This is a genomic window from Mycobacterium ostraviense, from assembly GCF_002705925.1.
In the GTDB taxonomy this organism is placed as follows: domain Bacteria; phylum Actinomycetota; class Actinomycetes; order Mycobacteriales; family Mycobacteriaceae; genus Mycobacterium; species Mycobacterium ostraviense.
The window spans coordinates 5,268,692-5,294,660 of the sequence record NZ_NKRE01000001.1 but is presented as its reverse complement, the minus strand read 5'-3'; the positions used below and the strand labels follow the sequence as shown (position 1 = coordinate 5,294,660).

Here is a 25,969-nt window from a genome sequence, read left to right as displayed (position 1 = left end):
GAAGAGATGGCAGACTGTGAGTGTCAGACGAACCCGGGGACCCCTTGCTGGGCCACGAGGATCGACCCGACCAACACCTAGGGACAAAGATGTCTGAGCAGAATATCTATGGCGCCGGCCCGTCGACGCCCGCCGACCCGACCGCGCCACGAACCAAGATCCGCACTCACCACCTGCAGAAATGGAAGGCCGAAGGCCACAAGTGGGCCATGCTCACGGCCTACGACTACTCGACCGCGAGGGTCTTCGACGACGCCGGCATCCCGGTGCTGCTGATCGGTGATTCGGCCGCCAACGTCGTCTACGGCTACGACACCACGGTGCCGATCTCGGTCGACGAGCTGATTCCGCTGGTCCGCGGCGTCGCGCGGGGCGCCCCGCACGCACTGGTGGTCGCCGACCTGCCATTCGGCAGCTACGAGGCCGGACCCACCGCCGCGCTGGCCGCGGCCACCCGGTTCATGAAGGAAGGCGGCGCGCACGCGGTCAAGCTGGAAGGCGGCGAGCGGGTGGCCGAGCAGATCGCCTGCCTGACCGCGGCGGGCATCCCGGTGATGGCCCACATCGGCTTCACCCCGCAGAGCGTCAACACTCTGGGCGGGTTCCGGGTGCAGGGCCGCGGTGACGCCGCCGAGCAGACCGTGGCGGACGCGATCGCCGTCGCCGAAGCCGGAGCGTTCGCGGTGGTGATGGAGATGGTGCCGGCCGAGCTGGCCACCCAGATCACCGGCAAGCTGACCATTCCGACGGTCGGGATCGGCGCCGGGCCCAACTGCGACGGCCAGGTCCTGGTCTGGCAGGACATGGCCGGCCTCAGCGGCGGCAAGGCCGCCCGCTTCGTCAAGCGCTACGCCGACATTGCGGGCGAATTACGCCGCGCCGCAAGGCAATACGCCGACGAGGTGGCAGGCGGGGTCTTCCCCGCCGAGGAGCACTGCTTCTAGGTCTTCTCGATCTTCTAGGTGGTCACTGACACCGGTTCCGGAAGTCGGTCAGCGGCTGGCGAATGCCCTGCAGGTCGGCATGAACCGCCGGGTTGGCATCCATGTACTGCTGCAGCTGGTCACGGATATCCTCGCGGGGCTGACCCTTGAGGCTGGTGAAGTAGTCGTTGACGTCTGGATGGGTGAACAGATAAGCGGAGGTGGCCGCCGCCACCCCCGCCGACACCCCGGCCAGGTCGGCTGCCGTGCAATTCGGCGGTGGCGGCATGGGGTCGCCCGGATCCGCCCAGGCCGGCCCGATACCGCCGAACAGCATCGCGGCGCTGATCGCGCCGGCACCCAACCCGCCGGCGACCACCCGGGACGAGGCACAACCCAAGAACAACATCGACAACTCCTTCGTCAGGGGATCCGAAGGGGATCCGATCGCCTCCCACAGCCAAGCCGCAGCGGTGGCCCGCACCGCAAACGATAAGTGGTTCCGGCGACACGTACCGACCAACATGCCGTACTGCCCGTGACCCGAGCCTGGGCCGGGCGGCCAACCCCGGGTGTGGCACTCTCTATGAGGCCTATCCACGATGTACGACCGCGGCGACGCGCTGTCACCGGAGGCGAAATGCCCGTACCTGCGCCGAAGATGGCGCGCCAGCTGGAGGTCGAGCGCAAGTTCGACGTCGTCGAGTCGACGGTGTCGCCGTCGTTTGACGGCATTGCGGCCGTGGCCCGGGTCGAGAAGAAGCCGCCCCAGGAGCTCGACGCGGTGTACTTCGACACCCCTGCGCAGGATCTGGCCCGCAACCGGGTCACCCTGCGACGGCGGACCGGCGGCCTGGACGCCGGTTGGCACCTGAAGTTGCCGGCCGGGCCGGACGCCCGAACCGAGATCCATTTCCCTATCACGGGCGGGGACGCCGTGCCGGCGGAGTTGCTGGATGTGGTGCTGGCGATCGTCCGTGACCGTCCCGTCGAGCCGGTCGCACGGATCACCACCCGACGGGAAAGCCAGTTCCTCTACGGCGCCGACGGCACCGCGTTGGCCGAGTTCTGCAATGACCACGTCACCGCGTGGTCGGCCGGACAAGCCGACGGCTCCGATGCCGGGCCCGCCGAACAGCAGTGGCGGGAATGGGAACTCGAGCTCATCGACGCGACCGGGGCCGCCGGTGACGAGCTGCTCAACCGGCTGAGTAACCGGTTGCTCGACGCCGGGGCCGCCCCCGCCGGGCACGGCTCCAAGCTGGCCCGGGTGCTGGGCCGGACGTCGCGGTCGGCGCGCGGGCCGGTGCCGGTGGATCCGGTCCACCGGGCGGTGGCCCAGCACGTGGAAGAGCTGCTGACCTGGGATCGCGCGGTGCGCGCCGACGTCGACGACTCGGTGCACCAGATGCGGGTGACCACCCGCAAGATCCGCAGCCTGCTGCGGGAGGCCCCGGATTCGTTCGGATTGGCCGACGGCGCATGGGTTCTCGACGAACTGCGTGAGCTCGCCGGTGTCTTGGGGGTGGCGCGCGACGCCGAGGTGCTCGCCGAGCGCTATCAACACGAACTGGACGGGCTGGACCCGGAGTTGGTGCGCGGGCCCGTGCGCGAACGCCTCGTCGAGGGCGCCCGTCGGCGATATCAGACGGGATTGCGACGGTCGCTGATCGCGATGCGCTCGAAGCGATACTTCCGCCTTTTGGATGCTCTCGACGCGATGGTGGCCGAATATCCGGTGACCACGTTCGGGCCGGGACCCGAACAGGCGACCCCGCCCAACATCGACGCGGCCTACCGTCGCGTCAAGAAAGCCGCCAAGGCCGCCAAGGCGGCGCGGGCCGCCCACGCGGCAGGTGCCGCAGCGGACGAGGCCGAGGGAGGCGCGGCCGCAGTAATCCACCCCAATGAGGCACTACACCGAATCCGCAAGCGCGCCAAACGATTACGCTATACCGCAGCGGCTACCGGAGCCAACGGGGTGGCCCAGCAGGCGAAGGCCGTCCAGACGTTGCTCGGAGATCATCAAGACAGCGTCGTCAGCCGGGAACATCTTCTCGAGCAGACCGAAGCCGCACATGCCGCGGGCGAGGACACCTTCACCTACGGCCTGCTCTATCAGCAGGAAAGCGATCTTGCCGAAAGCTGCCGGGCACAGCTCGGCGCGACGCTGCGCAAACTCGACAAAGCGGTGCGTAAAGCACGACCTTGAGCCGCACGATGCGAATCCCGGCGCGGAGCTAGCGCGGGCGAGTTGGCCTGTAAGCCGGATTCTGTTCCCTGCCGCCGCGGCTGAACCAACGGCGGCACGGCGGCGACCATCCATCTGGACACACCGTCACCGGGTGCCTCGAGCGGCCTACCCGCAGACTCGGGCGAGCAACCCTCCGGCGTCTGCGCGGCCGCACCTTCGTGCGGCCTTCTTGGCCTTGCTTCGGGTGGGGTTTGCCTAGCCACCCCGGTCACCCGGGATGCTGGTGCGCTCTTACCGCACCGTTTCACCCTTACCACCACGAGGATGGCGGTTTGTTTTCTGTGGCACTTTCCCGCGAGTCACCTCGGATTGCCGTTAGCAATCACCCTGCTCTGTGAAGTCCGGACTTTCCTCGGCTCGGCGCCGATCCTTGCGAACCAACTCGAGCCGCGGCCGCCCGGCCAACTCGTCCGCGACCAACACCGTACCTCCTGCGCATATTCCAAGGCCAGCGTTCGTTTGGCCACCGCGATTCAATATCGTTTCTATATCGTCTGCCTCGGCAGCATGTGACGACGGGAGGAGCGGATCGATGTCGTCGACCCGGTGGCAAACCCGCGCCGACTCCGGCGACTGGGACGCCATCGCCGCACAGCTCAGCGCCCACGGCGGCGCTTTGCTACCCAGGCTGCTCACAGTCACCGAGGCGGCGCGCCTCCGCAGGCTGTACACCAGAGACGACCTGTTCCGCAAGACCGTCGACATGGAGCGCCACCGCTATGGCGCCGGCGAATACCGCTACTTTCGACAGCCCTACCCCGAGCCGCTCGAGCAACTCAAGCACGCCTTGTATCCCCGGCTGCTGACCATCGCCCGGGACTGGTGGGCCAAACTGGGCCGAGACAGCGCCTGGCCGGACACCTTGGACGAATGGCTGCAGAGGTGCCATGCCGCCGGCCAGACCAAGCCCACCGCGCTGCTGTTGCGATATCGCGCCGGGGATTGGAACGCCCTGCACCGTGACCTCTACGGCGACTTGGTGTTTCCGCTTCAGGTGGTGATCAACCTCAGCGACCCAGCCACCGATTACACCGGCGGCGAGTTCCTCCTGGTCGAGCAGCGGTACCGAGCCCAATCCCGGGGCACCGCAACGCAATTGCCGCAAGGGCATGGGTACGCATTCACCACTCGGGACCGCCCGGTGCCCTCGGCTCGCGGGTGGTCGGCCGCACCGGTACGGCACGGTATCTCGGTGGTGCATTCGGGAGAACGCTACGCGTTGGGGCTGATCTTCCACGACGCCGCCTGAACCGCCGGGTTCAGCCGACAGCGAGCGCGTCCGTCGAGCGTGACCGGCCGTCAACCGCGGCGTGACCGCGGTCAACACAGTTTTGAATTTTTCTTCAGAACCTCTTGACTGATGATAGCTTCGTGAGTGAATATATCGTCAGTTTCCTAATTCTGGAGGATGTCTGGTGACGTACGATCTGGCCGCCCACAACAACTTGCACAGCGAGCAGGGCGCTCGCGAAGGCGAGCACCCCGGACGCTCGCGCAACCCGGTGATCAAGATTCACGACATCGCCTGGCTGGAGTTCGAGAAGCCCGACCTGAACCGCGCCGGGGCGTTCGCTCAGGCGTTCGGCTTCGCCGTCTCCGCACGCACCCCCGACGAGCTGCAGCTGCGTGGGGCCGACGCGGCATCGCCGTGCATCCTCATCCGGCGCGGCCATCGGTCCCGACTGGTCGGCGCGGCATTCACAGCCCAGGACAAAGACGACCTACTGCGACTGTCCGACGCGACCGGACGGACCCCTCAGCGGCTGTCCCACACGCTCGGCGGTGTCTCCGTCGACCTGACCGATCCGGGCGGGCTCACGGTCCGCGTGGTGGCGGGCACCCACCAGTTGGAACCGCTGCCGTCGCAGCCGCCGCACACCTTCAACACCGGACACGAGGTGCAGCGCATCAACGCCACCCAACGGCCGCCCCGGCGACCGGCCACCGTGCAACGGCTCGGGCACCTGGTCCTGCAGACCACCACCTACCTGCAGACACTCAATTGGTACCTCGACACCCTGGGCATGATCGTCAGCGACTTCCTGTACTACCCGGGTCAACGCGAGCGGGGCCCGACCATGAGCTTCATCCGCTGTGATCGCGGCCTGTCCCCCACCGACCACCACACCCTGGCGCTCGCGTTGGGTCCGGCCAACCGCTATGTGCATTCGGCCTATCAGGTCTGCGACCTGGATTCGTTGGCCGCCGGTGGGCAATACCTGGCCGACTGTGGGTATCGCCGGTCGTGGGGAATCGGCCGCCACATCCAGGGCAGCCAGCTCTTCGACTACTGGCGCGACCCGGAGGGGCTGCTCGTCGAGCACTTCACCGACGGAGACATGTTCGACTGCACGCTCGAACCCGGCTGGGCGCCGTTCGCGGCTTCCGGCCTTGCCCAATGGGGCCCGCATGCGACCAAAGACTTCCTCGGTGCCGACTTCAAATCCCTACCGCGAGAAGCGCTGTCGATGCTCCGGGCCTTACGCGCCGACAACGAATTCGATTCCCGCCGCCTGATGGGCCTGATCAAAGCGGCCAACTCATGAGCGTCACCATCCTTCGCACCGCAGACGCCTGGTGGGTGCAAACCGCCGACGGCGCAAGCAAAGTCGATACCGCTGCGGTAAGCACTGGCGAGTTGTTGGCCGACCGCGCGGCCATCGACGCCGCGGCGACCGGCGGTGAGCGCGTCCCGGTGGACGGCCTGCGACTGATGTCGCCGGTGACGACGCCCTGCCGAGTGGTGGCGCAGATGACCAACTTCGCCTCACACGTCAAAGACGCCGGTATGGACCCGAATTCGACTCCGCTGACCTTCTTCCGGAAGGCGTCGGGTTCGATCAGCGGGCCGTTCGACGACATCGTCAAGCCCGCGCATGTCCGGTTCTTGGACTACGAGGTCGAGATCGGGTTGGTCATCGCACGGGAATTGCCCGTCGGCGCCACCGTCACCGCCGCCAACTGGTCCGACTATGTCGGCGGCCTGGTGGTGACCAACGACGTGTCGGCGCGCGACATCCAGCTCCCCAAAACCCAGTTCTACGAAGCAAAGTCGTATCCGACGTTCACCCCGGTCGGACCGGCACTGGTGCTGCTGGATGCCGGCGAGCTCGGGCGCTTCGGCGAGCTGCGGCTGCGGCTGCGGGTCAATGGCGAACTGCGCCAGGACATGCGCGTGGCCGGCGACATGATCTATTCGCCGCTGCAAGCCCTGCAGGGGTTGGCGCGGTTTCAGCATCTGCAGCCCGGAGATCTCGTGCTGACCGGCACCCCGGTGGGCACCGCACTGTCGGCTCCCGCGAAACCCGTCCAGATCGTCAGTTCGCTATTGCCGCCCGCGGTCAAGTGGAAAGCCTTCTTCAAGCGTCAACTCGGCAATCCCAAGTACCTGCACGACGGCGATGTCGTCGAGGCCACCATCGGAACCGACGACGGCGCGATCGACCTCGGCACGCAACGCACGGTGGTGCGGTACAAGTGATCACTCCGCCCGATTCCGTGCCAGTCGTCGTCGTCGGCGCCGGGCCTACCGGGGTCACCGCAGCCACCCTGCTGGCCCAATACGGCATACCCTCCTTGCTGCTGGACAGGTGGGAAAGCGTCTACCCCCAACCGCGGGCAGTACACCTGGACGACGAGATCAGGCGGATCATCACGTGGCTGGGCATCGGTGACGAGTTCGCCGCGATCTCACGCCCGGCCCTGGGCCTGCGGCTGGTCGACCCGGATCTGCGGACGCTGGCTCAGTTTCACCGCGATCCGGCCCACAGCGCGCACGGCTTTCCGCAGGCCAACATGTTCGACCAGCCCGAGCTGGAAGAACTGCTGCGGGCAAACCTCAAGAAGCACAGCTGTGTTGCGTTTCGCGGCAACGCCGAAGTCACCGAGGTCAGCCAGCGCGAGCCCGGCCGGGTGCGGGTCAGATACACCGATCGCGTCAGCGGTGAGGAGCACGTCGTCGACGCCGGCTACGTCCTGGGTTGCGACGGCGCCAACAGCGTCGTGCGTGCCTCGATAGGTGGCGTGCTGCGTAGCCTCCGGTTCGAGCAACGCTGGCTGGTCGTCGATGTGGCGACCGACTCCACGATCGACCAGTGGGACGGCGTGTACCAAGTTTGCGACCCCTACCGGGCCGCCACCTACATGCGCATCGGTAAAAGCCGCTACCGCTGGGAATTTCAGCTGCGGGCCGACGAAACCGCAGCCGACTTCGCCACGATCACGAGTCTGTATCCACTACTTGCCCCGTGGGTCAACGGAGTGCCGGCCGACGAGCTGTCGGTGGTGCGGGTTGCCGAATACACGTTTCGGGCAGCCGTGGCCGACACCTGGCGCCAGGGGAACGTCTTTGTGCTCGGCGACGCCGCTCATCTGACTCCGCCGTTCATCGGCCAGGGGATGGGAGCCGGAATACGCGATGCGGCGAATCTGGCCTGGAAGCTGGCCGGCGTACTGACCGGAAATCTTCCCGACACCGTTCTCGACACCTACGAACAAGAGCGAAAGCCGCACGCCCGCGCCATGATCGGACTCGCCCTGACTGTCGGTTGGTCCATGACGGCCGGCGGCAGGTTCGGCAACGCCGTGCGCGGCGCGGTGGTGCCGCGGCTGCATCTCGTCCCTGGGATGCGGTCACGGTTAACCACCAGCCGGACACCGGCACTGCACCGCAGCGCCCTGGTGCACAAGACGTTGAGCGGCTGGCGGCGCACAGGAGCATTGTGCCCCAACGCAATTCTTCCTACCGGTGAACGACTCGACGCGGTGCTGGGACGAGGCTTCGCGCTCATCACCACCGAGACACCCAATTCTGGTCAGCGCGAACAACTCCGTCGCCGCGGGGCCGTGGTAATCGACGCGGCGCCGGGCAGCGAACTTGCGCACTGGCTGCAGCGCGGCGGCGTGACGGCGGCCATCATCCGGCCCGACCGCACCGTGCTGCGCGCCGGCCGGCGGCTGTCCGGTCTGTGCGACGCGGTGCCCCGATTTGTGTTGTCCGGCAACAGCGATAGTGCCGACGGCGAGAGGAGATGACGATGCGCAACGATCCGCGTGGTGTCGTGCTGGCGTGCTGTGGCGCGTTGGTGGTGGTCATGTCGGCGGTCGCCGGCGTCAATGTGGCGCTGCCCGACATCGCGTTGGACCAAGGGGCCAGCGCGACCGATCTGACCTGGATCGCCGACGCCTACACGGTGGCGCTCGCGGCGCTGGTGCTGCCGGCGGGAGCCATCGGTGACGACTTCGGCCGGCGGCGCACCCTCATCGGCGGCACCCTGCTGTTCGGACTGGCCAACGTGCTGGCGGCCGCCGCCGGCTCACCGCACACGATCATCATCGCCCGGGTGATCATGGGTATCGGCGCGGCACTGATCATGCCCAGCACGTTGTCGACGATCACTGCCGTCGTGCATCCCGACCATAAAGGCCGCGCTGTCGGCATCTGGGCCGGATTCGCCAGTGCGGGATCGATTATGGGGCTGCTGATCAGTGGCCTGTTGCTCGAGCACTACTCATGGCGCTCCACCTTCATCGGCACCGCCGCGATGGCCGCGGTATCGCTGCTCGTCACGGTGGCGCTGGTGCCCGACACCAAGAGCGCGGAGGAACCCGCGCCCGACTTCCCCGGGGCCGGTTTGAGCGCGATCGGGATCGGCGCGCTGGTGTACGGCATCATCGAAGGCGCCGACCATGGCTGGACCCATTCCACCGTGGTTGTGGCTTTCGTCGCGGCGGTGTCGGCGATGACACTGTTCGTCGTCCACGAGCTGCGCGTTGCGCGCCCGATGCTGGATCCGCGCCTGTTCGCCGACGGCGGCTTCAGCTCCGGAACGGCGGCGCTGATCATCCAATTCCTGGGCACCTTCGGCTTCTTCTACGTCGGGCTGCAGTACATCCAGCTGATGCTCGGCTACGGACCGCTCAAGTCCTCGCTGGCGATGCTGCCGATGGCCGCAGTCGTCCTTCCGGTTTCCGCGATCGCCCCGAAACTCGGTGAGCGCCTTGGCAATCGGCTGGTGATCGCCGCGGGGCTGGCGTGCATGGTTGCCGGCTTCGCCCTGCTGGCCCGCCTCGGCACCGCCTCCACCTACACCGATCTGCTGATCGGCATGCTGGTCTTCAGCGGCGGCCTGGCGTTGTCGGCCACCCCGGCGACCAATACCATCGTGGACTCGCTGCCGCCGGACAAACAAGGCGTCGCCTCGGCGATGAACGACGTCACTCGCGAACTGGGCGCCGCCCTGGGCATCGCGCTGCTCGGCTCGCTGTTCAGCGCCGGTTACCGCAACCACCTCAGGCTGCCGGCGGCGGTGCCGCAGCAAGCGGCCGGCACCATCCGGGAATCACCCGCGGCGGGCATGCACCTCGCCGCCGACCCGCAATTGGGCGCGCTGGGCCCCAGCGTCAACGACGCTGTCCGCGATGCCTTCGTCACCGGCCTGTCACACGCCTTCACCGCAGGCGCCGCCATCACCGGTCTGACACTCGTTCTCCTGCTGGTGTTCCCGCTGCCGCGACGCGGTCGGCACCGCAAGGCGCGGCGCCTGCCCGCGCCGCCGAGTCCGTCGTGGTGGCTGCCGCTGGTGCGCGGCCAGCTGCCCAGCCCTGCGAAGTCGACCAAGTCGACCAAGTCGACCGGGCCAGCGCGGCAACACAACTGATGTCGGCACCGATCGGCCCGCGGACGCGTCTGCGCCGTCTTCACGAAAGCGACCACAATGACAGCACCGGTTGACTTGTCCTATACCGAACCTCCGCAACGCGTGATGGCAACCCTCGACGACGGGCTGGCACACGCCGTTCGGTCCGCCGAGGAGATCGTGGCCGGGTTACCCGACACCTCCGCCCGAGCGCACCACGACGGTGACGTCGAGCACCTCGGCGCCGTAACGGCTGTGCACCGCTTCGTCGACGCACCGGGCGACAGCGAAACCGTCAGGTGGCATTTCGTGGAATCCGGCGACGCGTCGGCCCCGACCGTGGTTTTCCTGCATGGGCTGCCCGACTCCTGGTGGCAGTGGCACTATGCGCTGGAAGGTCTCGGCCGGCGCTATCACTGCCTGGCCGTCGACCTCAAGGGTTACGGCCAATCCGACAAGCGCAGCGGCGATTACCGGCAGGCCGGCGTCGCGGCGCAGCTCGGCGCCCTCCTCGGCGAACTCGGTATCGGCGAATTCGTCCTGATCACCCATGACCGCGGCAGCCCGGTCGGTGATCATCTGGTCGCGGCAATGGGTGCGCGGGTGCGGGGATACGGTCGTGGCCAGCAACATCTTTGGCATCTGCACCCGCGACTGCATCCCCAGGAACAGCTGATGCAGTCGGCGGAGGCGCCGGCGATGCTGCGCGAGGCCCGACGGTTCGTGACGACCGTCTATACCTGGCTCACCGAGCGGCCCGTGGCCCGCGAAGACCTGACTCGCACCATCGAGGAGTTCAGCCACCCGGGAATCGCCACCGCGGTCCCCCGCTACTTCCACTCGTCGTCGTTTCGGCAGGAGTGGGTGGATCGGCGGACCCGGCTTATCAGGGCCTGGACGGCTCCGGTGCTGCTGCTGCAGGGCGCTCATGATCCGCTGCAGCCACGTGAGTTCTACCGGGAGCCAGGGCTTTTGGCGATGCTGCCGCCGGGCAGCGACGTGCACCTGTTCGACACCGGTCACTTCTGGCCATTCGAGGCACCCCGGGCGACGGTTGACGTCCTCACCGAATTCTGCGACCGCGTGGCCAGCCGGTAAGCAGCGGCACGTCGGCATGGTGCCGGACCGCTTCCCGGATGCGACCGCCTGCCGCTCAGACCGCCGCGCTCGCGCCGTCGTCCAGAAAAGGCAACGGCCGCAGGCAAAGCCGATGCGCCTCGTCGGCGGGCATGCCGAACAGCCGCAGTAGGTTCTCGGCGACTTCGTCGGTGGCTTGGGCGGCGTCGCGCTCGGGCTGATCGCACAACAGTTGACCGAGTCCCAACAGCGCGCCGGCGGCAACGGCCATCGCCAGTTCCGGGTCTTCCACGTCGAACCGGCCGGCCGCTGCGGCCGCGGCGATATCCCTCTTGCTACGCGGCGCCAGGCCTCGGTCCGAGGTGATCAATTCCAGCCCGTGGGAGAGCACGACACCGCTCTCCTCCGGGCGCCGGCGAAACATTCGGCCGGTCAGCCGGAAGCTGCGCGCGAAGGTCTCCGCGGGATCTTCGGACGCGTCTGCGATGGCGTCCAACAACGCCCCGTGAGCGTCGAGCACCTCGTTGACCGCCGCCTGAAACAGTTCTTCCTTGCTGTCGAAGTGGTTGTAGAACGACCCGACGCCGACATCGGCGGCGTGGCTGATGTCCTGCACCGGGACGTTGACCTTGCCGGCGGCGATGAATCGTTGTGCGGCTTTGATCAGGGCGGCTCGGGTGCGCTGCTTTCGACGTTCCTGACGGTTGGCCGGCCTGTCGGAATCGTCCACGCAGCTTCTCCTCGTCCCGCGCCGAATCTAGCTTTTGCCTTAACACCTCAATATTGACGATACACTCAGAATTTCGTTTGGTGCGGACGTGCTGCGGCCGTGGCTGCGCTGCTCGTGGTCGCTCACGGCGGGGCCGGAGATTGCGCGCTGGCCGGCGTCCGAGCCGAGCCCCTTGCGAATCAGCTTGGCGAGCCGAAGCAGACCACGCTGCGTGCCCCTCGCCCGGCGGCCATGTCGGTAAACGCCGCCTCGACGTCGTCGATGCCGATGCGTCGGGTCACCAGCGCCTCGATGTCGAGCCGGCCGCGCAAGGCTAGCTCGGCGAGCACCGGGATATCACGGGCCGGGTCGCTGGCGCCGTAGACGCTTCCCTGGATCTTCTTGCCGTCGGCCATCAACATCAGTGCGGGCAACGTCACCGATTCGGTGAACCCGGCGGCACCCACCAGCGTGACGGCTCCGCCGCGGCGGGTGGCGTCGAAGGCGGCGCGGATCGTCGCCGGCGTGCCGACAACCTCGATCCCGTGGTCGACGCCGGCGCCGCCGGTAAGGTCGCGGACCGCCCCGACGAGGTCGGCCTGACCGACGTCGACCGTGTCGGTCGCGCCGCTGACAGTTGCGGCCGGAAGTTGGGCAGCGTTGCGGTCGGCAGCGATGATCCGCGCCGCCCCGGCCAGCCGGGCTCCCTGGATCGCGGCCAGTCCCACCCCGCCGCACCCGATGACCAGCACACTTTCCCCGGGCCGGACCGCCGCGGTGCGCAGCACCGCGCCCACCCCGGTGGTGACCCCACAACCGAGCAGCGCGGCGTGGTCCAGGGGCAGTGACCGGTCGACCCGTACCACGGCGGCGGCCGGCAGCAGGGTCTCTTCGGCCAGCGTCCCGGCGCCCATCTCCGGCCACACCGGGCCGGTCGGACTCTCGGCATACGGGCCGCCGAAGGCGTGCTTGAGGCCGTGTGGGCAAAGTTGGGTTTCGCCGCGCAGACAGTGCGGGCAGCGCCGGCAGGGCACGTTCCACGTCAGCACCACATGGTCGCCCGGGCTGACGGTGGTGACGGCGCCGCCCACCTCGGTGACCATCCCGGCGCCCTCATGACCCAGCGTGCAAGGCAGCAGCGCCGGCATGGAGCCGTCGCACACCGACAGGTCGGTGTGGCACACGCCGCTGGCCTGAAGTCGCACCCGCACTTCGTGGTCGCCGATCCGCCGCAGCGCGAGTTCCTCCACCGCCGTCGGCCGTCCGGCCTCGCGCAGCACGACCGCCCTCATGGGACGGGACCTGTGATCGGTGTCATAGCGACTTACGATGGCGAGATAACCGCACCGGGTCAAGGTTGCCTCGGGCGTCGGGTGAGGAGAAGGGCCCCAAGATGAGCGAGACGCGATCAACGGTGATCACGCACGACAGCCACGTTGCCGGCGAGGGACCGGTCTTGACGATCGGCGGGGAACCGCAGCCGGGCGCCGCGGGGACTTACCCGATACACAATCCGGCCCGGCCGGCCGAGATCGTCGGCCACGCGCCGGCCGCAGACCGGGCCCAGCTCGACGCCGCGGTGTCGGCGGCGCGGCGGGCAGCGCCGGCGTGGCGAGCGCTCAGCGTCGCCGAGCGGGTCGCCGCGCTCGCGTCCGCGGCGACCACGGCCGCCGAACAGCTGGCCGCGCGGGACGGCGCGCGGCTGTACACCCGTGAACACGGAAAAGTCCTCAGTGAGGCCAACTTTGAGATCAGCACCGGCCCGGGCCTGGCGGCGCTGATCGGGTCGATGGCCGAGGCGGCGCTGGCACCGGAGCAGCTCGACCCGCGGTCGGCGTACCCGCGCCTGCAGCGGGAGCCGTTCGGCGTGGCCGCGCTGGTGCTGCCGTTCAACTGGCCGCTGGCGCTGACGATGACGAAACTGACGTCGGCCCTGACGGCAGGTAACACCGCCGTCGTCAAGATGCCGCCGACATGTCCACTTGCCGCGCTGCAGCTCGCCGGGGCGCTGGCCGCGGCGCTGCCGCCGGGCGTGGTGAACGTGCTCGCGGGCCCGGGCAGTGACCTTGCCCAGGCGTTGGTCACCCACCCCGGCGTCGACCTGATCTCGCTGACCGGCGGCGTGGTCACCGGCCGCGCGGTCATGGCCGCAGCGGCGGCGCGGCTGACTCCGGTGTTGCTGGAGCTGGGCGGCAACGACGCGGCGATCATCGCCCCCGACCTCGCGGTCAGCGACGATCTGGTGGAGCGGTTGGTGACGGCGACCTACACCACCGGCGGTCAGGTCTGCATGGCGATCAAGCGGCTCTATGCCCCCAGCGAACGGGTCGGTGAGCTGGCCGAGGCGGTGCTCGCCCGCTGCGAGCGGGAGGTGGTCGGCGACGGCCTCGCCGAGGAGACGACCCTGGGCCCGCTGCACACCGCGGCGGGGCGCAACCGGGTGGCCGCGCTGGTTGGTGATGCCGAGGCGCGCGGTGCGTCGGTGCGGACCGCGGGGCGGATCCGCGAGGCCGACGCCGACGCGGCGGGATACTTCGTACTGCCGACCGTCGTCACCGATCTGGCGCCCGACTCGGCGCTGGCCACCGAGGAGCAGTTCGGCCCGGTATTGCCGGTCTTCGGTTACGACGACCTCGATGACGCCGTAACCGCGGCGAACGCAACCGAATTCGGCCTTACCGCGTCGGTGTGGACCGGTGACGACGCGCTCGCGGACCGGGTGGCGTCGCAGCTGGTGGCGGGCACGGTCAGCGTCAACTGCCACGGCCTGGCCGCCCAGGACCCGCGGCTGCCGTTCGGCGGCTGCGGCCAGTCGGGCATCGGCCGTGAACTCGGTGTCGAGGGGATTCGGGCTTTCACTCAGCCACGGGCATACGTGCGGCATCCGGTACCCCGCTAACCGAAGCGCTACAGCAACCTCTCTTGTCTCGTCCGGGCGAAGGTGGCCTTCACCAACAAACCATGCCACACCATCGCGACTACTCCCTCCCTATCGATGCCCCGCCAAACAGTGAGGCGACTTGCCTAATACTGCTCTCCCATGACGACCCGGACTAGAACACCGGCACCCCGCTACCGTTGGCTTCAGTCAAGCGAAGGCAGCGCCAGCAGCTGATCGGGCGCATGCGCTTGTCACCGTGAAACCGAGCCGATGGCTGGCACCGAGAATCTGGTAGTCCTCATGCCAGTCCACCCGCTGTCGCCGGCTCCTTATCGGTAGGTTCGCCGAAAACGGCGCCGCTCAGCTGGACCTGGGCCAGTCAGTGCCGGCGTGAACTTGACGGCATCAATGAGTTCCTCGATGGCCGCCTGCCCACGGCCATCGAGCACCGCCGCGGAAAAACCGCGAACAGCTTTCGCTACTCAGCTCGATACACGCGACGTACCGTCCGCTACGTGGCAAATGGCCGGTTTGGGTCGTGGGAGTCGATGAACTCGCTGGCGGCGGGCGCGTCGGAGTCAAATTCTAAGATCCAGCAGACCGTGGACTGGTCGTGTTCGGTGGCCGCTTCACGCGATGCGCGGTCGAGCAGGGTTTGCAGGTGGCCTTCGAGGGCGACAAGCTCGGCGATCTGCGCTCGGACCTGGTCGAGGCGGGTGTTGAGGACCTGCCGAACGTGTCCGCACGGCACCTCGCCACGATCGTGGATCGCCAGGACCTGACGCACCTTGTGCAGGGTAAGTCCGGCCGCTTGGCCGCGACGGATAAATTGGAGCCGATCCACGATCTCGGGTCCATAGTCACGATACCCGGATGCGCGGCGTGGGGGCTGCGGCAGCAGGCCCGAATCCTCGTAGAAGCGAATGGTCTTGGTGCTGATGTTGGCGAGTTTCGCCAGTTCGCCGATGCGCAAACAACCCTCCTTGACCTTCCAGCGTACTGGAAGGATAACACTTGATTTGGTGTTTAGGTGGCGGCCGTAGGGCGCGGCCAGCGTCGGAGGTAATCGCGGTGAGCATAGAGGTCGTTTCGGTATCCGAAATCTGTTGCCAGACCCGCAGGGCCGCGATTGAGGGCGTGCTATGCCCGCTCGTCGGGGCCCCCGACTGCGGCACAGTGCCCGCACGAGTCAAGCGCATCAGCACCCGAGGCCAGAAGCAGCGCGACCGCGAAGCGATACAGCAACAGACACACCGCGACACTCATTTCGCCTGCTCCTGGTGCCCGCAACCCGCCTCAACCAGCTCCAACAGCTGGATTGCGGCCCGCGGAAGCGATCACAAAATGACGACAAGTCTTCGACGCCGAGGCGTGCTTGCAGTCCCCAACCTGGCGGCCGGCGCTGCGATGCCCATCACCGTGCCATCGATCACCACGCAAACCCGACGGCCCTAGAGAACGGTCACTGTCATGTTCACCGGCTCCGCTAGCCGCGCGGGCGCCATGGCTACCGCCAGCGTGATACTCATCGGCGCCGCAATCCTGCGCGGCAGCCCAACAGCGGCCGACCCGAACCAGGACGACCAGTTTCTGGCATCACTTGATAGTCATGGCATCCCCGCCCTCGCAAACGCGCCAAGCCTGATCGTCACAGCCCATCAAGTTTGTGGCCGACTCGACAGCGGCATGCCGGTGGATGGAGTCGTCGAGTCGATGACGACCTTTGCGGTCGACAATGACCCGAGTCTGCGGCGATACCCTCGCGACCGCCTCACGCGCACCTTCTCCCGCTTCGTCAGTGCGGCCGTGCAGGTCTACTGCCCCTCCCACCAGAACCAGATCGCTTCTCTCAGCGCTAATCCCGCGCCGCGAATAAATGAACCTCCGCACCGGGTCGCTGCGTACGGGCACAACACAATTACTTCGGAATGCGATGTGCGGGACCGACCGCCGGCCCCGGACAACATCAGTACGCCGGCGGCATGGCAGGTACGGACGCCCATCGGTGTGGCGCGACTACCGCACTCGATCGTCGGCGGCGTCTTCGTTGCGAGCCACAATTGGGGCGACCGATCGGACTGCACCGCGCAGAGCGATGTTCCCGCCCCGCTGATCGAAACCATTCCCGCCGGGGAGACCATCGCGCCGAAGCCGCCGCAGATTCCGGCGCCGCCTCCACCGGCGAACATCCTCATACCACCACGGGCGCCCGCGCCGTCGCAGCCACCGCGGCAGCCGCCGCCACTGCCTCAGCAGCCGCCACCGCCTCAGGAGCCGCCGCCTCCGCCTCAGGAGCCGCCGCCACCACCACAGGAGCCGCCCCCACCACCACAACAGGTAGAGCCTTCCGTTGTTGCGCCCCAGCCGGGAGGTGCTGCTGGCGATGGCGGCAGCGGTGATGGCGGCAGCGGTGGTGGTGACAGCGGTGGTGGACCGGCGGCGCCATCGCCGACGCGACCCATGCCGCCAGGCATTATCAGGGTCTTGCCGTGATGACAAGAACCGAGCCGCCGGCCGTCGGCAAAGCCTTACCAAAGCGGGTCGGGCGGGCCACCTTGCTCGCCCGACCCAGTGTGGTCCATCCGTCAGCGGGCTCGGGTGGTTGTGTCTGCGGGGATAGGGCGCCCGGGCCGGTGAAGCCCTGGGAGCAGTATCGGCACGCGGCGCCGGTACTGGCGATCCTGCTCGCCGAGTGCCACGGTCAGGTCATATTCTGACTAATGCCAGCGGGGATCGAACATTTCAGCTCTTGCTGTTATATCAGTGCTCCCATTACTGTTCAGCTTATGCTGATGTGTGAGGTGCGGGAGTCGGCGTTGGCTCGACTGGGCCGGGCGCTGGCCGATCCGACGCGGTGCCGAATCCTCGTCGCGCTGCTGGATGGCATCTGCTATCCGGGCCAGTTGGCGTCGCACCTGGGATTGACGCGATCCAACGTGTCCAATCATCTGTCGTGCTTGCGGGGCTGTGGCCTGGTCATCGCCACCTATGAGGGTCGTCAGGTGCGGTATGCCCTGGCCGATCGTCACCTCGCGCGTGCCCTAGGCGAGTTGGTCCAGGTCGTTCTTGCGGTGGACGCCGGCCAACCCTGTGGCGGTGGGCAACCAACCTTCGGGGAAGCAGACAACGTGGCGGTCAGTCGATGAACGGGGCTCGGTGAATCGCAAATGAGAAAGCAGAACACGAGGAGGGTTAGCTGTGGTGGCACATGAACTCTTGGTTAAGGCGGCCGAGACGGTGTTCACCGGACTGGTTGGGGTGAGCGCCTACGAGGTGGTGCGCAAGGCGGTGGGCAAGGCTCCCGTCCGCCGAGCTGCAGTGACCGCGACGGAGTGGGGCCTGCGGGGAACGAGGCGTGCGGAGACGGCGGCCGAGGCCGCCCGGCTCAAGGTTGCCGACGTGGTCGCCGAGGCGCGTGGTCGCATCGGTGACGAGGCGCCCTTGCCGGTGGGCGCCCAAGCCGATGACGACTGCTGCTGAGGCGATCCACAGTCGATGCACGCGGGCGGGCAAGCTAGGGCTCCCCTGTCCGCGGTGAGGAAGTCAACATCGTTTACCACCAGGGAGGCTGGTGATGCTCACCACTGATCCTCACCCGGATACCGGCGTCAAGCTGACCGTGGTATCGGCGACTTCGAGACGAATGCGCGTGCACGCCACTGGGTTTCGGTTCGACCATGTGCGGGCCATCGCGGTCGAGGACAAGGTCGGCAAGGTGGCCGGTGTGGAAGCCGTGCAGGCTTATCCGTCCACGGCCTCGGTGGTGATTTGGCATGCGCCCGGGCGCCGCGACACCGCTGCCATCCTGTCGGCGATCGCCGAAGCCGAGCACATCCCCGCAACGTCGGTGCCCACGCGTGTCCAGTGTTCGGCGGATGGCCGCAAGCCCAGTGTGGCGCAGAGAATCATCGACTGGAGCACACGGGTGCGGTCGGGTCTGTGTGCTGGCGAGCAAGGTCGTCCTCAGCCAACGGTGAGCGATGACTGCTGCGGCCACGACGACACCGACGCGCCGGAGCAGCTGTGGCAAGTCATCAAGCTGCGACGCGCCGCATTGTCCGGGGCGCTGCTAGCGGGCTCGATGATCACTGCATGGGTCACTCCGGTTGGGCCCGTCGCACTGGGACTGAAAGTTCTTGCGCTGGCGGTGGGGACATCGACGTTCGTACCGTCGGCCGTTAGTCGACTGGCGCAAGGCCGTATCGGTGTCGACACGTTGATGACCATCGCTGCAACCGGCGCCGTCGGACTTGGCCAGGTCGGCGAGGCTGCCATGCTGGCGTTTTTGTTCTCCATCAGTGAAGGTTTGGAGCAATACGCGGTGTCGCGCACACGACGCGGCCTGCGCGCGCTGCTGTCGCTGGTACCGGATGAGGCTACCGTGCTGCGCGGGGATACCGAAACCGTGATCGCCGCGGCTGACCTTCAAGTCGGTGATCAGATGATCGTCAAGGCGGGTGAACGCCTGGCCACTGACGGCATCGTTCGCGACGGACGCACCGCGTTGGATGTCTCAGCGATCACCGGTGAGTCCGTGCCGGTGGAAGCCGGACCGGGTGACGAGGTGTTCGCCGGGTCGATCAATGGTTCCGGAGTGCTGTTAGTGGAGGTCACCGCTACCGCAGAGGACAACTCACTGGCCCGCATCGTGCACATTGTAGAAGCCGAACAGGCCCGCAAAGGCGCCAGCCAGCGATTGGCCGACCGCATAGCGCGACCTCTGGTGCCCAGCATCATGATCGCCGCAGCGGCGATCGCCGGGGCAGGCAGCTTTTTCGGTAGCCCGACGATCTGGATCGAACGCGCTCTGGTGGTGCTGGTCGCAGCCTCCCCCTGCGCACTGGCCATCGCAGTCCCGGTGTCGGTTGTAGCGGCCATCGGCGCAGCCGCCAAGTTCGGCGTACTCATCAAGGGTGGCGCCGCCCTGGAAAGCCTGAGCACCATCGGCGTTATCGCCCTGGACAAGACCGGAACGCTGACGGCCAACCGGCCCGCGGTTATCGACGTCGCCACCACCAACGGCGCCACCCGCGAAGAGGTGCTGGCGGTAGCGGCCGCGCTGGAGGCCCGCAGTGAACACCCCCTGGCCGCAGCGATTCTCGCCGCTGCCCAAACACCGATCACAGCCGCCAGTGACGTGCAAGCCATCCCCGGTGCCGGGTTGACCGGCCGGCTCGACGGCCACGGCATTCGATTGGGACGGCCCGGCTGGCTCGACCCGGCCGACCTCACCGATCACGTGGCACACATGCAACAAGGCGGAGCCACAACGGTCCTCGTCGAACGTGACGAGCAGCTGCTCGGTGCCATCGCCGTGCGCGACGAACTGCGCCCGGAAGCCGCCGAGGTCATTGCCGAGCTGCGCGCCGCCGACTACCAGGTGACGATGCTCACCGGCGACAACCACGTCACCGCGGCCGCTCTGGCCGCCCAAGCCGGAATTGAGGCAGTCCATGCCGAACTGCGTCCTGAGGACAAAGCACGCCTAATCGCAGAGCTAGGTGGGCAGCGGCCTACCGCAATGGTGGGCGACGGCGTCAATGACACTCCAGCTCTAGCCGCCGCCGACCTGGGAATCGCAATGGGCGCCATGGGAACCGACGTGGCCATCGAAACCGCCGTCGTCGCCCTGATGGGCCAAGACCTACGCCACCTGCCCCAAGCGCTAGATCACGCCCGCCGCTCCCGCCAGATCATGCTGCAAAATATCGGGCTGTCACTGGCGATCATCACGGTGCTGATGCCGCTGTCGTTGTTCGGAACACTCGGCCTGGCCGCAGTCGTATTCGTGCACGAACTCACCGAGGTCGTTGTCATCGCCAACGGTGTGCGCGCCGGACGCATCAAACCACTTGCTGGATCAACGAACACCCTGTAAGTCCGGTACTTTCGCGTCTCGCCTCGTCCCTGGAGAGGCCTGAGAACTCAACACCGCTGCCGAAATCCCGGCGATGGCAGACTCTCCGGGCCGAACCTCACCCGGGCCGAAATTTATGGTTGAGCCGCTGGCAGTGACTGTGGCCTTGATGCCCTGCATTGCCGGTGCCCATTCCCGCTTGATGACGGGCGTCAGATGTCTGTGGTAGAGGATCGCGTTGCAGCGGTTGAGTGTTGAACCACGCCGCGCTGCGGTTCGTGCGTCTGCGGCTGACCGAGTTTGGCTTCGCGGGGCGTTTGGAGTTGTGGCCTCGGGTATCGGGGAAGGTCTTGTCGGGGCGGCTGGGCGGGTGGTGGCTGTCGTAGAGCATCCAGTGAATGATTGCCTGATGACCGGGGCCGTCCTCGGTCGCGGAAGTACCCAGGCGACGGGATGCATCAGCCAGGAATTCGCGCTGCTCGCTGTTATCGCCGCTGGCGCGTTGTCGCCACAGCGGTGAGGCGATGATCGCGAGGCTGACGGTTTCGGGGTAGACGGCGGCAAACACCCGTGACGCGCTAAAGTCTGAGCCTCGACGCCGGGGCGGGATCAGCAGGTTCGCCCTTCGTGTCCAGCGCCTTGGAGCTTGAGTGTGGCGGTGCAGGCGGTTAGCCCAGAGGTGGCCGCAAATGAGAAGCCCGGTCAGCACGGCGTCGAAGGCCGCGGATCCACCGTGGCGGGCAAGCAGCCGTCGATGCTGGCGTTGGGCGTGCACGAGGTCGGCGAGGCGATCGTCTAGGCGCGTGGCGGGTTGGCCGGCGTCAGGCGACCCGATCCAGTAATGGTGTTTGGTGCACACGTAGTGGTGGTGCGGCAACAGTCGCAGCACCGGTCCGCCTTCATGGTGGGTATCGCAGCGGGGGCAGCCCGGCTGGGCCTCGTGGCGCCATACGGTCCAATCCGGGGCGGGGTCGCGCAGTTCAGGCAAAATGCCCAAGCCAGGTATTCGATCGGGCGGTCGACGACCGTGGCCAGCCTCTCGATCAGCACGATGCGCCCTCTGCAACCCGTTCGGGGGATGCTGAGCTGGTCCCAGAGTTCACGAACCGGCAATGTGTGCACAGCGGCGAGCCGGCTCAGATAGGAGGCGAGGGGTTCTTGTTGGGCCGGACCCGCGGGGATCGGCAACGCCGCCAGCACGATCAGCTCACGGCCCGACGTGTCGGGCGGGTCGGGGTGGCGCGTTCGGCCGCGTAGTCGACAGGGACAAGGTCAAGCAAGGTGCGTGTGATGTGCTCGCAGCCGTCCTCGATGGCCAAGATCGCTGCGCCGCGGACCAAATGCGACACGCTGCCGATCATGCCGCCGCTGCGCTTGTAGAGGTATTCGTCGAGTTCGACCAGACTGCCGGGGCCCGTACGCGACATCTCTTTCGTCAGCTCGTATCGCGTTCACCGCGAATGACGTAGCACGTGTGCTACGCTCGGTTGGGTGGCCACTGAGATCACCCAACGTGAGCTCCGCAACAACAGCGGAGAGATTATGCGCAAGCTGGACCAGGGCGAGTCCTTCGTCGTGACCCGCAATGGAGTCCCCGTCGGCGAGCTTTCGCCACTGCGTCGCCATCGATTCGTCAGCGCCGCGGCGGTGGTAGCGGCGTTCAAGGGCGCTCCGCGGATGGAGTTCGAACGCCTCCGGACGGACCTGGATGGGGTGGTTTCCCAGGAGATCGCGCCTCGTGGCTGAGGCCGCTGGTGCCGCCCAAGGCCTCGTCGACACGTCGGTGGTGATCGACCTGGATCACATCGACGCCGGGCAGCTGCCACGCGAACTCGCCGTGAGCGCCCTCACCATGGCAGAACTCGCAGCCGGCCCGCACGCGACGGGCGATACGGCAGAGCGGGCGCGACGTCAAGACCGCCTCCAACGCGCCGAGGCCACCTTCGACCCGCTGCCGTTCGACGGCGAAGCCGCGAGGGCCTATGGACGCATCTACGCCGCCATCGTCGCGACCGGCCGCAAGGCTCGTGGCCCGCGGGCCGTCGATCTGTTGATCGCAGCCACCGCCCTCGCGGTCAACCTGCCCCTCTATACGCGCAACGTCGACGACTTCCGAGGCATCGATCACCTCCTGGCCGTCGTCAGCGTCTGAGGTTCGGGCGGACGGCCGCCGACGGCCACCGACGGTCAGATCATCCCCTCGTACCACGGCAATCCCCTACGCACGTCGACTGCGGCGTAACGTGTCACCGGTTCGACTGCACGGCAAGGTGTTTGCGGTCGGTCAGGGGAACGCGCGTACAGTAGTTCGATGGCCGGCGCCGCGTCCAATGAGCGGATGATCGCCGGGGTCGCGGCCGCGGCCGTCGCGCTCGGAGTGGCCCAGCTGGTGGGCATCCCGTTCGGTGCACGAGCCGACGCGCGTACCGCGATCGGCTCGGCGGTCGTCGATCTGACACCGGGGGCCGTCAAAGAGTGGGCGATTGCGACCCTGGGCGCTCTGGACAAACTCTTCCTGGCCGTCGTCGTGCTCGTGGTGATCGCCACGATCGCCGCAATCGCCGGCACCCTCGAGACGCAGCGCCGCCCCCTCGGCAGCACGGTGATCGCCGCGGCGGGCGTCCTCGGCTGCGTCGCGGTGCTGTCGCGGCCGGGTGCGACAGCACTGGACACGATCCCCACCGTCGCCGGCGCCGCCTGCGGCGTGGCGGCCCTGCGCTGGCTCACCCGCCGGCTCGGGCCCGGCCCGGAAAAACCGGACCAGCCGGATGGCGGCAGGCGCAGGTTGGTCGTGTTCGGATTGCTCGGATTCGGAGTAGTCAGCGGCGTCGTGGGTGCGGTCATCACGCGGTTGGTGCACTCGGTGGCCACCGACCGCAACAGCTTCGCGCTCCCCCGACCGCGAACACCGGGCCCGCCGATACCTGCCGATGTGCAACCGAACGGCGTTGCGCTACCGAGCTTTGTCACCGCCAGCGCCGACTTCTACCGGGTGGACACCGCGCTCAGCGTTCCCCAACTCAGCCACGGCGACTGGCGGCTGCGCATCCACGGCATGGTGGACCGCGAAACCACCTACAGCTTCGCCGACCTCGCCCGCTTCGACGTGGTCGAAACGGTGACGACGCTGACCTGTGTGTCGAATCCCGTTGGGGGCAAACTGATTTCGACTGGCATCTGGACCGGATACCGGTTGGCCGATCTGCTGGCTGCGGCCGGTGTGCACGACGACGCCGACATGGTGCTCTCGACCTCGATCGACGGGTTCACCGCCGGTACGCCGGTGGCGGCGCTCACCGATGGCCGCGACGCGCTCCTGGCGGTCGGCCTCAACGGTCAGCCGCTGCCGATCGAGCATGGCTATCCGGCGCGGCTGGTGGTACCCGGGCTCTACGGGTACGTTTCGGCCACCAAGTGGGTCGTCGATATGGAACTGACCCGCTTCGACAGAGCCAAGGCGTACTGGACGCGGCACGGCTGGGCGGCACGGGCACCCGTCAAGACCGAGTCGCGGATCGACGTGCCGAAACGCGGTCAGCGGGTGCCTCAGGGACCCGTGATATTCGGCGGCGTCGCGTGGGCCCAGAACCGTGGCGTGCGAGCCGTGGAGGTCCGTATCGACGACGGCGCATGGCAGCCCGCGCAACAGGGCGCGAGCTATTCCACTGCGACGTGGCGGTTGTGGAGCCTCCCCTGGCAGGCGAAAAGCCCTGGGAAACACACCATCGCCGTGCGCGCCACCGACAACACCGGAGCTGTCCAAACCGCAGATCAGGCCGATCCCGTCCCGGACGGCGCCACCGGCTGGCACACAGTGGCCTTCACCGTGGTCTAGCCGACAGTTTCCGCCAACTGAACACCGCGATGGCGATGCCGATCAGCGCGGTGATCGGACCGATGATGGACCAGGTCGTGGTGTTGCTCATCGGGCTACCCTCAAGCACACCGAATCCCTGCAGAGCCCAGATCAGACCGAACAGCGCGACGAGCAACCCGATGGCGAATGTCACGACGAAAGTCCTTCTCATACCGGGATGCTACGCCCCGGAGAGGGGTCGGACGTGCGTGTTGCTATCAGCGTCAACTACCACGGCCGGCCGCCCCTGGCCTCCGACGAGTGAGCACCGGCAAGCCTCAATCGGGTTCGTCATCGTCGTCGCCGTCGTGTAGGAATCTTTCGGGGTGATGGTAGGGGTTGGTGCGGGGCTGTCCGTGATCGAGGTGGGCCGGGGGTATCCATTCGGTGTCGCCGTGGGCGTTTTTGCCGGTGCGCCAACCTTTCTCGACGAGTCGGTTGTCGATCCCGCAAGCCAGGGTGAGGTCGTTGATGTCGGTGCGCCCGGTGCTGGCCCAGCCCCGGACGTGGGTGCGCCAACCTTTCTCGACGAGTCGGTTGTCGATCCCGCAAGCCAGGGTGAGGTCGTTGATGTCGGTGCGCCCGGTGCTGGCCCAGCCCCGGACGTGGTGGATTTGGCTGTGGTAGGCCGGTGCGTCACAGCCGGGCTTGGTACACCCACCGTCCTTGGCGTAGAGCATGATTCGCTGTGCCGGGGAAGCCAGCCGCTTGCTGTGATATAACGCGAGGGCCTTGCCGTCGTCGAATAATGCTAGGTAGTGGTGGGCGTGGCTGGCCAGGCGGATCAGATCCGACATGGGCAGCTGGGAGCCGCCGCCGGTCATGCCCTTGCCTGCGGCGGCTTCCAAATCCTTCAAAGTCGTGGTGACGACGATCGACACCGGTAAACCGTTGTGCCGACCCAGAGCTCCCGAGGCCAACAGGGCGCGCAGTCCGGCCAGCAGGCCGTCGTGATTGCGTTGCGCTGGGCTGCGGGTGTCACGGCCGACCGCGTCCTGATCGGGTGTCGCGTCGATGACCGGTGTTTCGTCGTCGGGGTTGCAAGCACCGGGAGCGGCCAGTTTGGCCAATACCGGTTCGAAGGTGGCCCGTGCCTCGGGGGTGAGGTGGCCGCTGATCCGCGACATGCCGTCGTATTCTTGCTTGCCGATCACGATGCCGCGTTTGCGGGCCCGCTCCTGCTCGTTGAATTCCCCATCGGGGTTGAGCCAGTCCATGATTCGCTGGACGTACTTGGCCAACTCGTCGGGGCGATACCCGCTGGCCTTGCGGGCCAGGTCGGCCTCGGCGGCCTCTCGGGTGGCAAGGTCCACCTCGGCGGGCAAGTGCGAGAAGAAGCTTCGGATCACCGAAATGTGCTCAGCGCCGACCAGGCCGTCGCGTTGGGCGGCTGCGGTGGCGCTGAGCTGCGGCGCCAACGGCTCACCGGTGAGCGCGCGGCGTTGCCCGAGATCTGCCGCTTCGTTGATGCGCCGAGCGGCCTCGGCCTTGGTGATGCGCAACCGGTCGGCCAGCGCCGAACGCAGCTTGGCGCCCAGTTCTTCTTCGCTGGCCTGCGCGGCGAGCTGATTGATCAAGGCGTGCTGGGCCACCGGCAGCCGGCGTGCCACGCGCTCCAGACGCTCCAAGGCCCGCAATCGTTCGGGGGTGGTGAGCACGTCGAAAGACAACTCACACAAGCAGTCCAGGTCCGCGTCGAGCGCGTTGAAGACCTCGACGATCGCCTCACGACTGCCCGAACCCATGCCTGACATGTTACGAAGGACCACCGACA

The 25,969-nt window shown here is 67.4% G+C and carries 25 protein-coding genes, 1 other RNA gene and 1 pseudogene; 16 read left to right on the top strand and 11 right to left on the bottom strand.

Annotated elements, in window-relative coordinates; all coding sequences use genetic code 11:
- The first annotated feature begins 89 nt into the window (after window positions 1-89).
- On the top strand, window positions 90-944 hold the full coding sequence (panB, locus tag CDN38_RS24625; RefSeq protein ID WP_023364985.1) for a 3-methyl-2-oxobutanoate hydroxymethyltransferase: 855 nt from the start codon (window positions 90-92) through the stop codon (window positions 942-944).
- A 22-nt stretch (window positions 945-966) separates the two neighbouring features.
- Here panB and CDN38_RS24620 read toward each other — a convergent pair whose 3' ends face one another.
- Entirely contained in the window at window positions 967-1,332 is a 366-nt protein-coding gene (locus tag CDN38_RS24620; RefSeq protein ID WP_042313256.1) for a heme-binding protein, read from the bottom strand.
- 231 nt (window positions 1,333-1,563) lie between these two features.
- Here CDN38_RS24620 and CDN38_RS24615 point away from each other — a divergent pair, with 231 nt between their 5' ends.
- Complete coding sequence (locus CDN38_RS24615) at window positions 1,564-3,135, top strand: CYTH and CHAD domain-containing protein (protein ID WP_036393127.1); 1,572 nt, start codon at window positions 1,564-1,566, stop codon at window positions 3,133-3,135.
- Between the two features lie 34 nt (window positions 3,136-3,169).
- Here the strand turns inward: CDN38_RS24615 and rnpB are convergent.
- An RNA gene (gene rnpB / locus CDN38_RS24610) (RNase P RNA component class A) lies at window positions 3,170-3,586 on the bottom strand.
- 123 nt (window positions 3,587-3,709) lie between these two features.
- Here rnpB and CDN38_RS24605 point away from each other — a divergent pair.
- The 6 genes from CDN38_RS24605 to CDN38_RS24580 all read left to right on the top strand — a co-directional run bounded on the left by CDN38_RS24605 (window position 3,710) and on the right by CDN38_RS24580 (window position 10,913).
- Window positions 3,710-4,426 carry a 2OG-Fe(II) oxygenase gene (locus CDN38_RS24605; RefSeq protein WP_023364991.1) on the top strand — a complete coding sequence of 239 codons (717 nt, stop codon included), beginning with the start codon at window positions 3,710-3,712 and terminating at the stop codon, window positions 4,424-4,426.
- A gap of 166 nt (window positions 4,427-4,592) precedes the next feature.
- Complete coding sequence (locus CDN38_RS24600) at window positions 4,593-5,723, top strand: VOC family protein (RefSeq protein WP_023364993.1); 1,131 nt, start codon at window positions 4,593-4,595, stop codon at window positions 5,721-5,723.
- Window positions 5,720-6,658 carry a fumarylacetoacetate hydrolase family protein gene (locus CDN38_RS24595; protein ID WP_023364995.1) on the top strand — a complete coding sequence of 313 codons (939 nt, stop codon included), beginning with the start codon at window positions 5,720-5,722 and terminating at the stop codon, window positions 6,656-6,658. Before CDN38_RS24600 ends, CDN38_RS24595 begins: the two co-directional genes overlap by 4 nt.
- Window positions 6,658-8,211: a bifunctional 3-(3-hydroxy-phenyl)propionate/3-hydroxycinnamic acid hydroxylase MhpA gene (mhpA, locus tag CDN38_RS24590; protein WP_042313259.1), complete on the top strand. Its 1,554-nt coding sequence runs from the start codon at window positions 6,658-6,660 to the stop codon at window positions 8,209-8,211. The genes CDN38_RS24595 and mhpA overlap by 1 nt, the downstream gene beginning before the upstream one ends.
- A 2-nt stretch (window positions 8,212-8,213) precedes the next feature.
- Window positions 8,214-9,836, top strand: a complete 1,623-nt coding sequence (locus CDN38_RS24585; RefSeq protein WP_051404513.1) for an MFS transporter — start codon at window positions 8,214-8,216, stop codon at window positions 9,834-9,836.
- A gap of 57 nt (window positions 9,837-9,893) precedes the next feature.
- The gene (locus CDN38_RS24580) at window positions 9,894-10,913 is read left to right on the top strand and encodes an alpha/beta fold hydrolase (RefSeq protein ID WP_080673995.1); all 1,020 of its coding nucleotides are present in this window, start codon (window positions 9,894-9,896) and stop codon (window positions 10,911-10,913) included.
- Between the two features lie 55 nt (window positions 10,914-10,968).
- Here CDN38_RS24580 and CDN38_RS24575 read toward each other — a convergent pair whose 3' ends face one another.
- Window positions 10,969-11,622: a TetR/AcrR family transcriptional regulator gene (locus CDN38_RS24575; RefSeq protein WP_023365003.1), complete on the bottom strand. Its 654-nt coding sequence runs from the start codon at window positions 11,620-11,622 to the stop codon at window positions 10,969-10,971.
- A 179-nt stretch (window positions 11,623-11,801) separates the two neighbouring features.
- Complete coding sequence (locus CDN38_RS24570; protein ID WP_023365005.1) at window positions 11,802-12,893, bottom strand: Zn-dependent alcohol dehydrogenase; 1,092 nt, start codon at window positions 12,891-12,893, stop codon at window positions 11,802-11,804.
- A 101-nt stretch (window positions 12,894-12,994) separates the two neighbouring features.
- Between CDN38_RS24570 and CDN38_RS24565 the strand changes: the two genes are divergently transcribed.
- Window positions 12,995-14,500, top strand: coding sequence for an aldehyde dehydrogenase family protein (locus CDN38_RS24565; RefSeq protein WP_099319241.1), 1,506 nt, complete (start codon window positions 12,995-12,997; stop codon window positions 14,498-14,500).
- A 280-nt stretch (window positions 14,501-14,780) separates the two neighbouring features.
- Here the strand turns inward: CDN38_RS24565 and CDN38_RS24560 are convergent.
- From CDN38_RS24560 to CDN38_RS32000, 3 genes and pseudogenes are all read right to left on the bottom strand, one after another.
- Window positions 14,781-14,943 (bottom strand): annotated as a pseudogene (locus CDN38_RS24560) (transcriptional regulator); the annotation flags it as partial.
- Between the two features lie 50 nt (window positions 14,944-14,993).
- Window positions 14,994-15,455: a heavy metal-responsive transcriptional regulator gene (locus tag CDN38_RS24555; RefSeq protein ID WP_075512404.1), complete on the bottom strand. Its 462-nt coding sequence runs from the start codon at window positions 15,453-15,455 to the stop codon at window positions 14,994-14,996.
- A gap of 167 nt (window positions 15,456-15,622) precedes the next feature.
- The gene (locus CDN38_RS32000; RefSeq protein WP_269821522.1) at window positions 15,623-15,748 is read right to left on the bottom strand and encodes a hypothetical protein; all 126 of its coding nucleotides are present in this window, start codon (window positions 15,746-15,748) and stop codon (window positions 15,623-15,625) included.
- Window positions 15,749-15,952: 204 nt separating this feature from the next.
- On the opposite strand from CDN38_RS32000, the gene CDN38_RS24550 reads away from it, so the two are divergent.
- The 4 genes from CDN38_RS24550 to CDN38_RS24535 all read left to right on the top strand — a co-directional run bounded on the left by CDN38_RS24550 (window position 15,953) and on the right by CDN38_RS24535 (window position 20,360).
- Entirely contained in the window at window positions 15,953-16,975 is a 1,023-nt protein-coding gene (locus CDN38_RS24550) for a DUF732 domain-containing protein (RefSeq protein ID WP_082277323.1), read from the top strand.
- 293 nt (window positions 16,976-17,268) lie between these two features.
- Window positions 17,269-17,628 (top strand): Cd(II)/Pb(II)-sensing metalloregulatory transcriptional regulator CmtR, encoded by a 360-nt coding sequence (gene cmtR, locus CDN38_RS24545; protein ID WP_075512406.1) that lies wholly within the window; start codon window positions 17,269-17,271, stop codon window positions 17,626-17,628.
- A 52-nt stretch (window positions 17,629-17,680) separates the two neighbouring features.
- Entirely contained in the window at window positions 17,681-17,962 is a 282-nt protein-coding gene (locus CDN38_RS24540; RefSeq protein ID WP_075512407.1) for a DUF1490 family protein, read from the top strand.
- A gap of 94 nt (window positions 17,963-18,056) precedes the next feature.
- Window positions 18,057-20,360 carry a heavy metal translocating P-type ATPase gene (locus tag CDN38_RS24535; RefSeq protein WP_099319240.1) on the top strand — a complete coding sequence of 768 codons (2,304 nt, stop codon included), beginning with the start codon at window positions 18,057-18,059 and terminating at the stop codon, window positions 20,358-20,360.
- Window positions 20,361-20,457: 97 nt separating this feature from the next.
- Here CDN38_RS24535 and CDN38_RS24530 read toward each other — a convergent pair whose 3' ends face one another.
- Both CDN38_RS24530 and CDN38_RS24520 read right to left on the bottom strand, forming a co-directional pair.
- Window positions 20,458-20,907, bottom strand: coding sequence for a hypothetical protein (locus tag CDN38_RS24530; RefSeq protein ID WP_075512409.1), 450 nt, complete (start codon window positions 20,905-20,907; stop codon window positions 20,458-20,460).
- A 634-nt stretch (window positions 20,908-21,541) separates the two neighbouring features.
- Window positions 21,542-21,766, bottom strand: coding sequence for a hypothetical protein (locus tag CDN38_RS24520; protein WP_075512411.1), 225 nt, complete (start codon window positions 21,764-21,766; stop codon window positions 21,542-21,544).
- A gap of 64 nt (window positions 21,767-21,830) precedes the next feature.
- On the opposite strand from CDN38_RS24520, the gene CDN38_RS24515 reads away from it, so the two are divergent.
- The 3 genes from CDN38_RS24515 (at window position 21,831) to CDN38_RS24505 (ending at window position 24,174) form a co-directional block, all read left to right on the top strand.
- Window positions 21,831-22,085, top strand: a complete 255-nt coding sequence (locus tag CDN38_RS24515; protein ID WP_142361327.1) for a type II toxin-antitoxin system Phd/YefM family antitoxin — start codon at window positions 21,831-21,833, stop codon at window positions 22,083-22,085.
- Window positions 22,078-22,491 (top strand): type II toxin-antitoxin system VapC family toxin, encoded by a 414-nt coding sequence (locus CDN38_RS24510; protein WP_233027025.1) that lies wholly within the window; start codon window positions 22,078-22,080, stop codon window positions 22,489-22,491. Before CDN38_RS24515 ends, CDN38_RS24510 begins: the two co-directional genes overlap by 8 nt.
- A 159-nt stretch (window positions 22,492-22,650) precedes the next feature.
- On the top strand, window positions 22,651-24,174 hold the full coding sequence (locus CDN38_RS24505) for a molybdopterin-dependent oxidoreductase (RefSeq protein ID WP_075512413.1): 1,524 nt from the start codon (window positions 22,651-22,653) through the stop codon (window positions 24,172-24,174).
- Here the strand turns inward: CDN38_RS24505 and CDN38_RS24500 are convergent.
- Together CDN38_RS24500 and CDN38_RS24495 are read right to left on the bottom strand one after the other, a co-directional pair.
- Window positions 24,161-24,367 (bottom strand): hypothetical protein, encoded by a 207-nt coding sequence (locus tag CDN38_RS24500; RefSeq protein WP_075512414.1) that lies wholly within the window; start codon window positions 24,365-24,367, stop codon window positions 24,161-24,163. The genes CDN38_RS24505 and CDN38_RS24500 overlap by 14 nt on opposite strands.
- Before the next feature lie 106 nt (window positions 24,368-24,473).
- A complete protein-coding gene (locus CDN38_RS24495) occupies window positions 24,474-25,940 on the bottom strand; it encodes an HNH endonuclease signature motif containing protein (RefSeq protein ID WP_099319239.1) in 1,467 nt (488 codons plus the stop codon).
- Window positions 25,941-25,969: the final 29 nt, after the last annotated feature.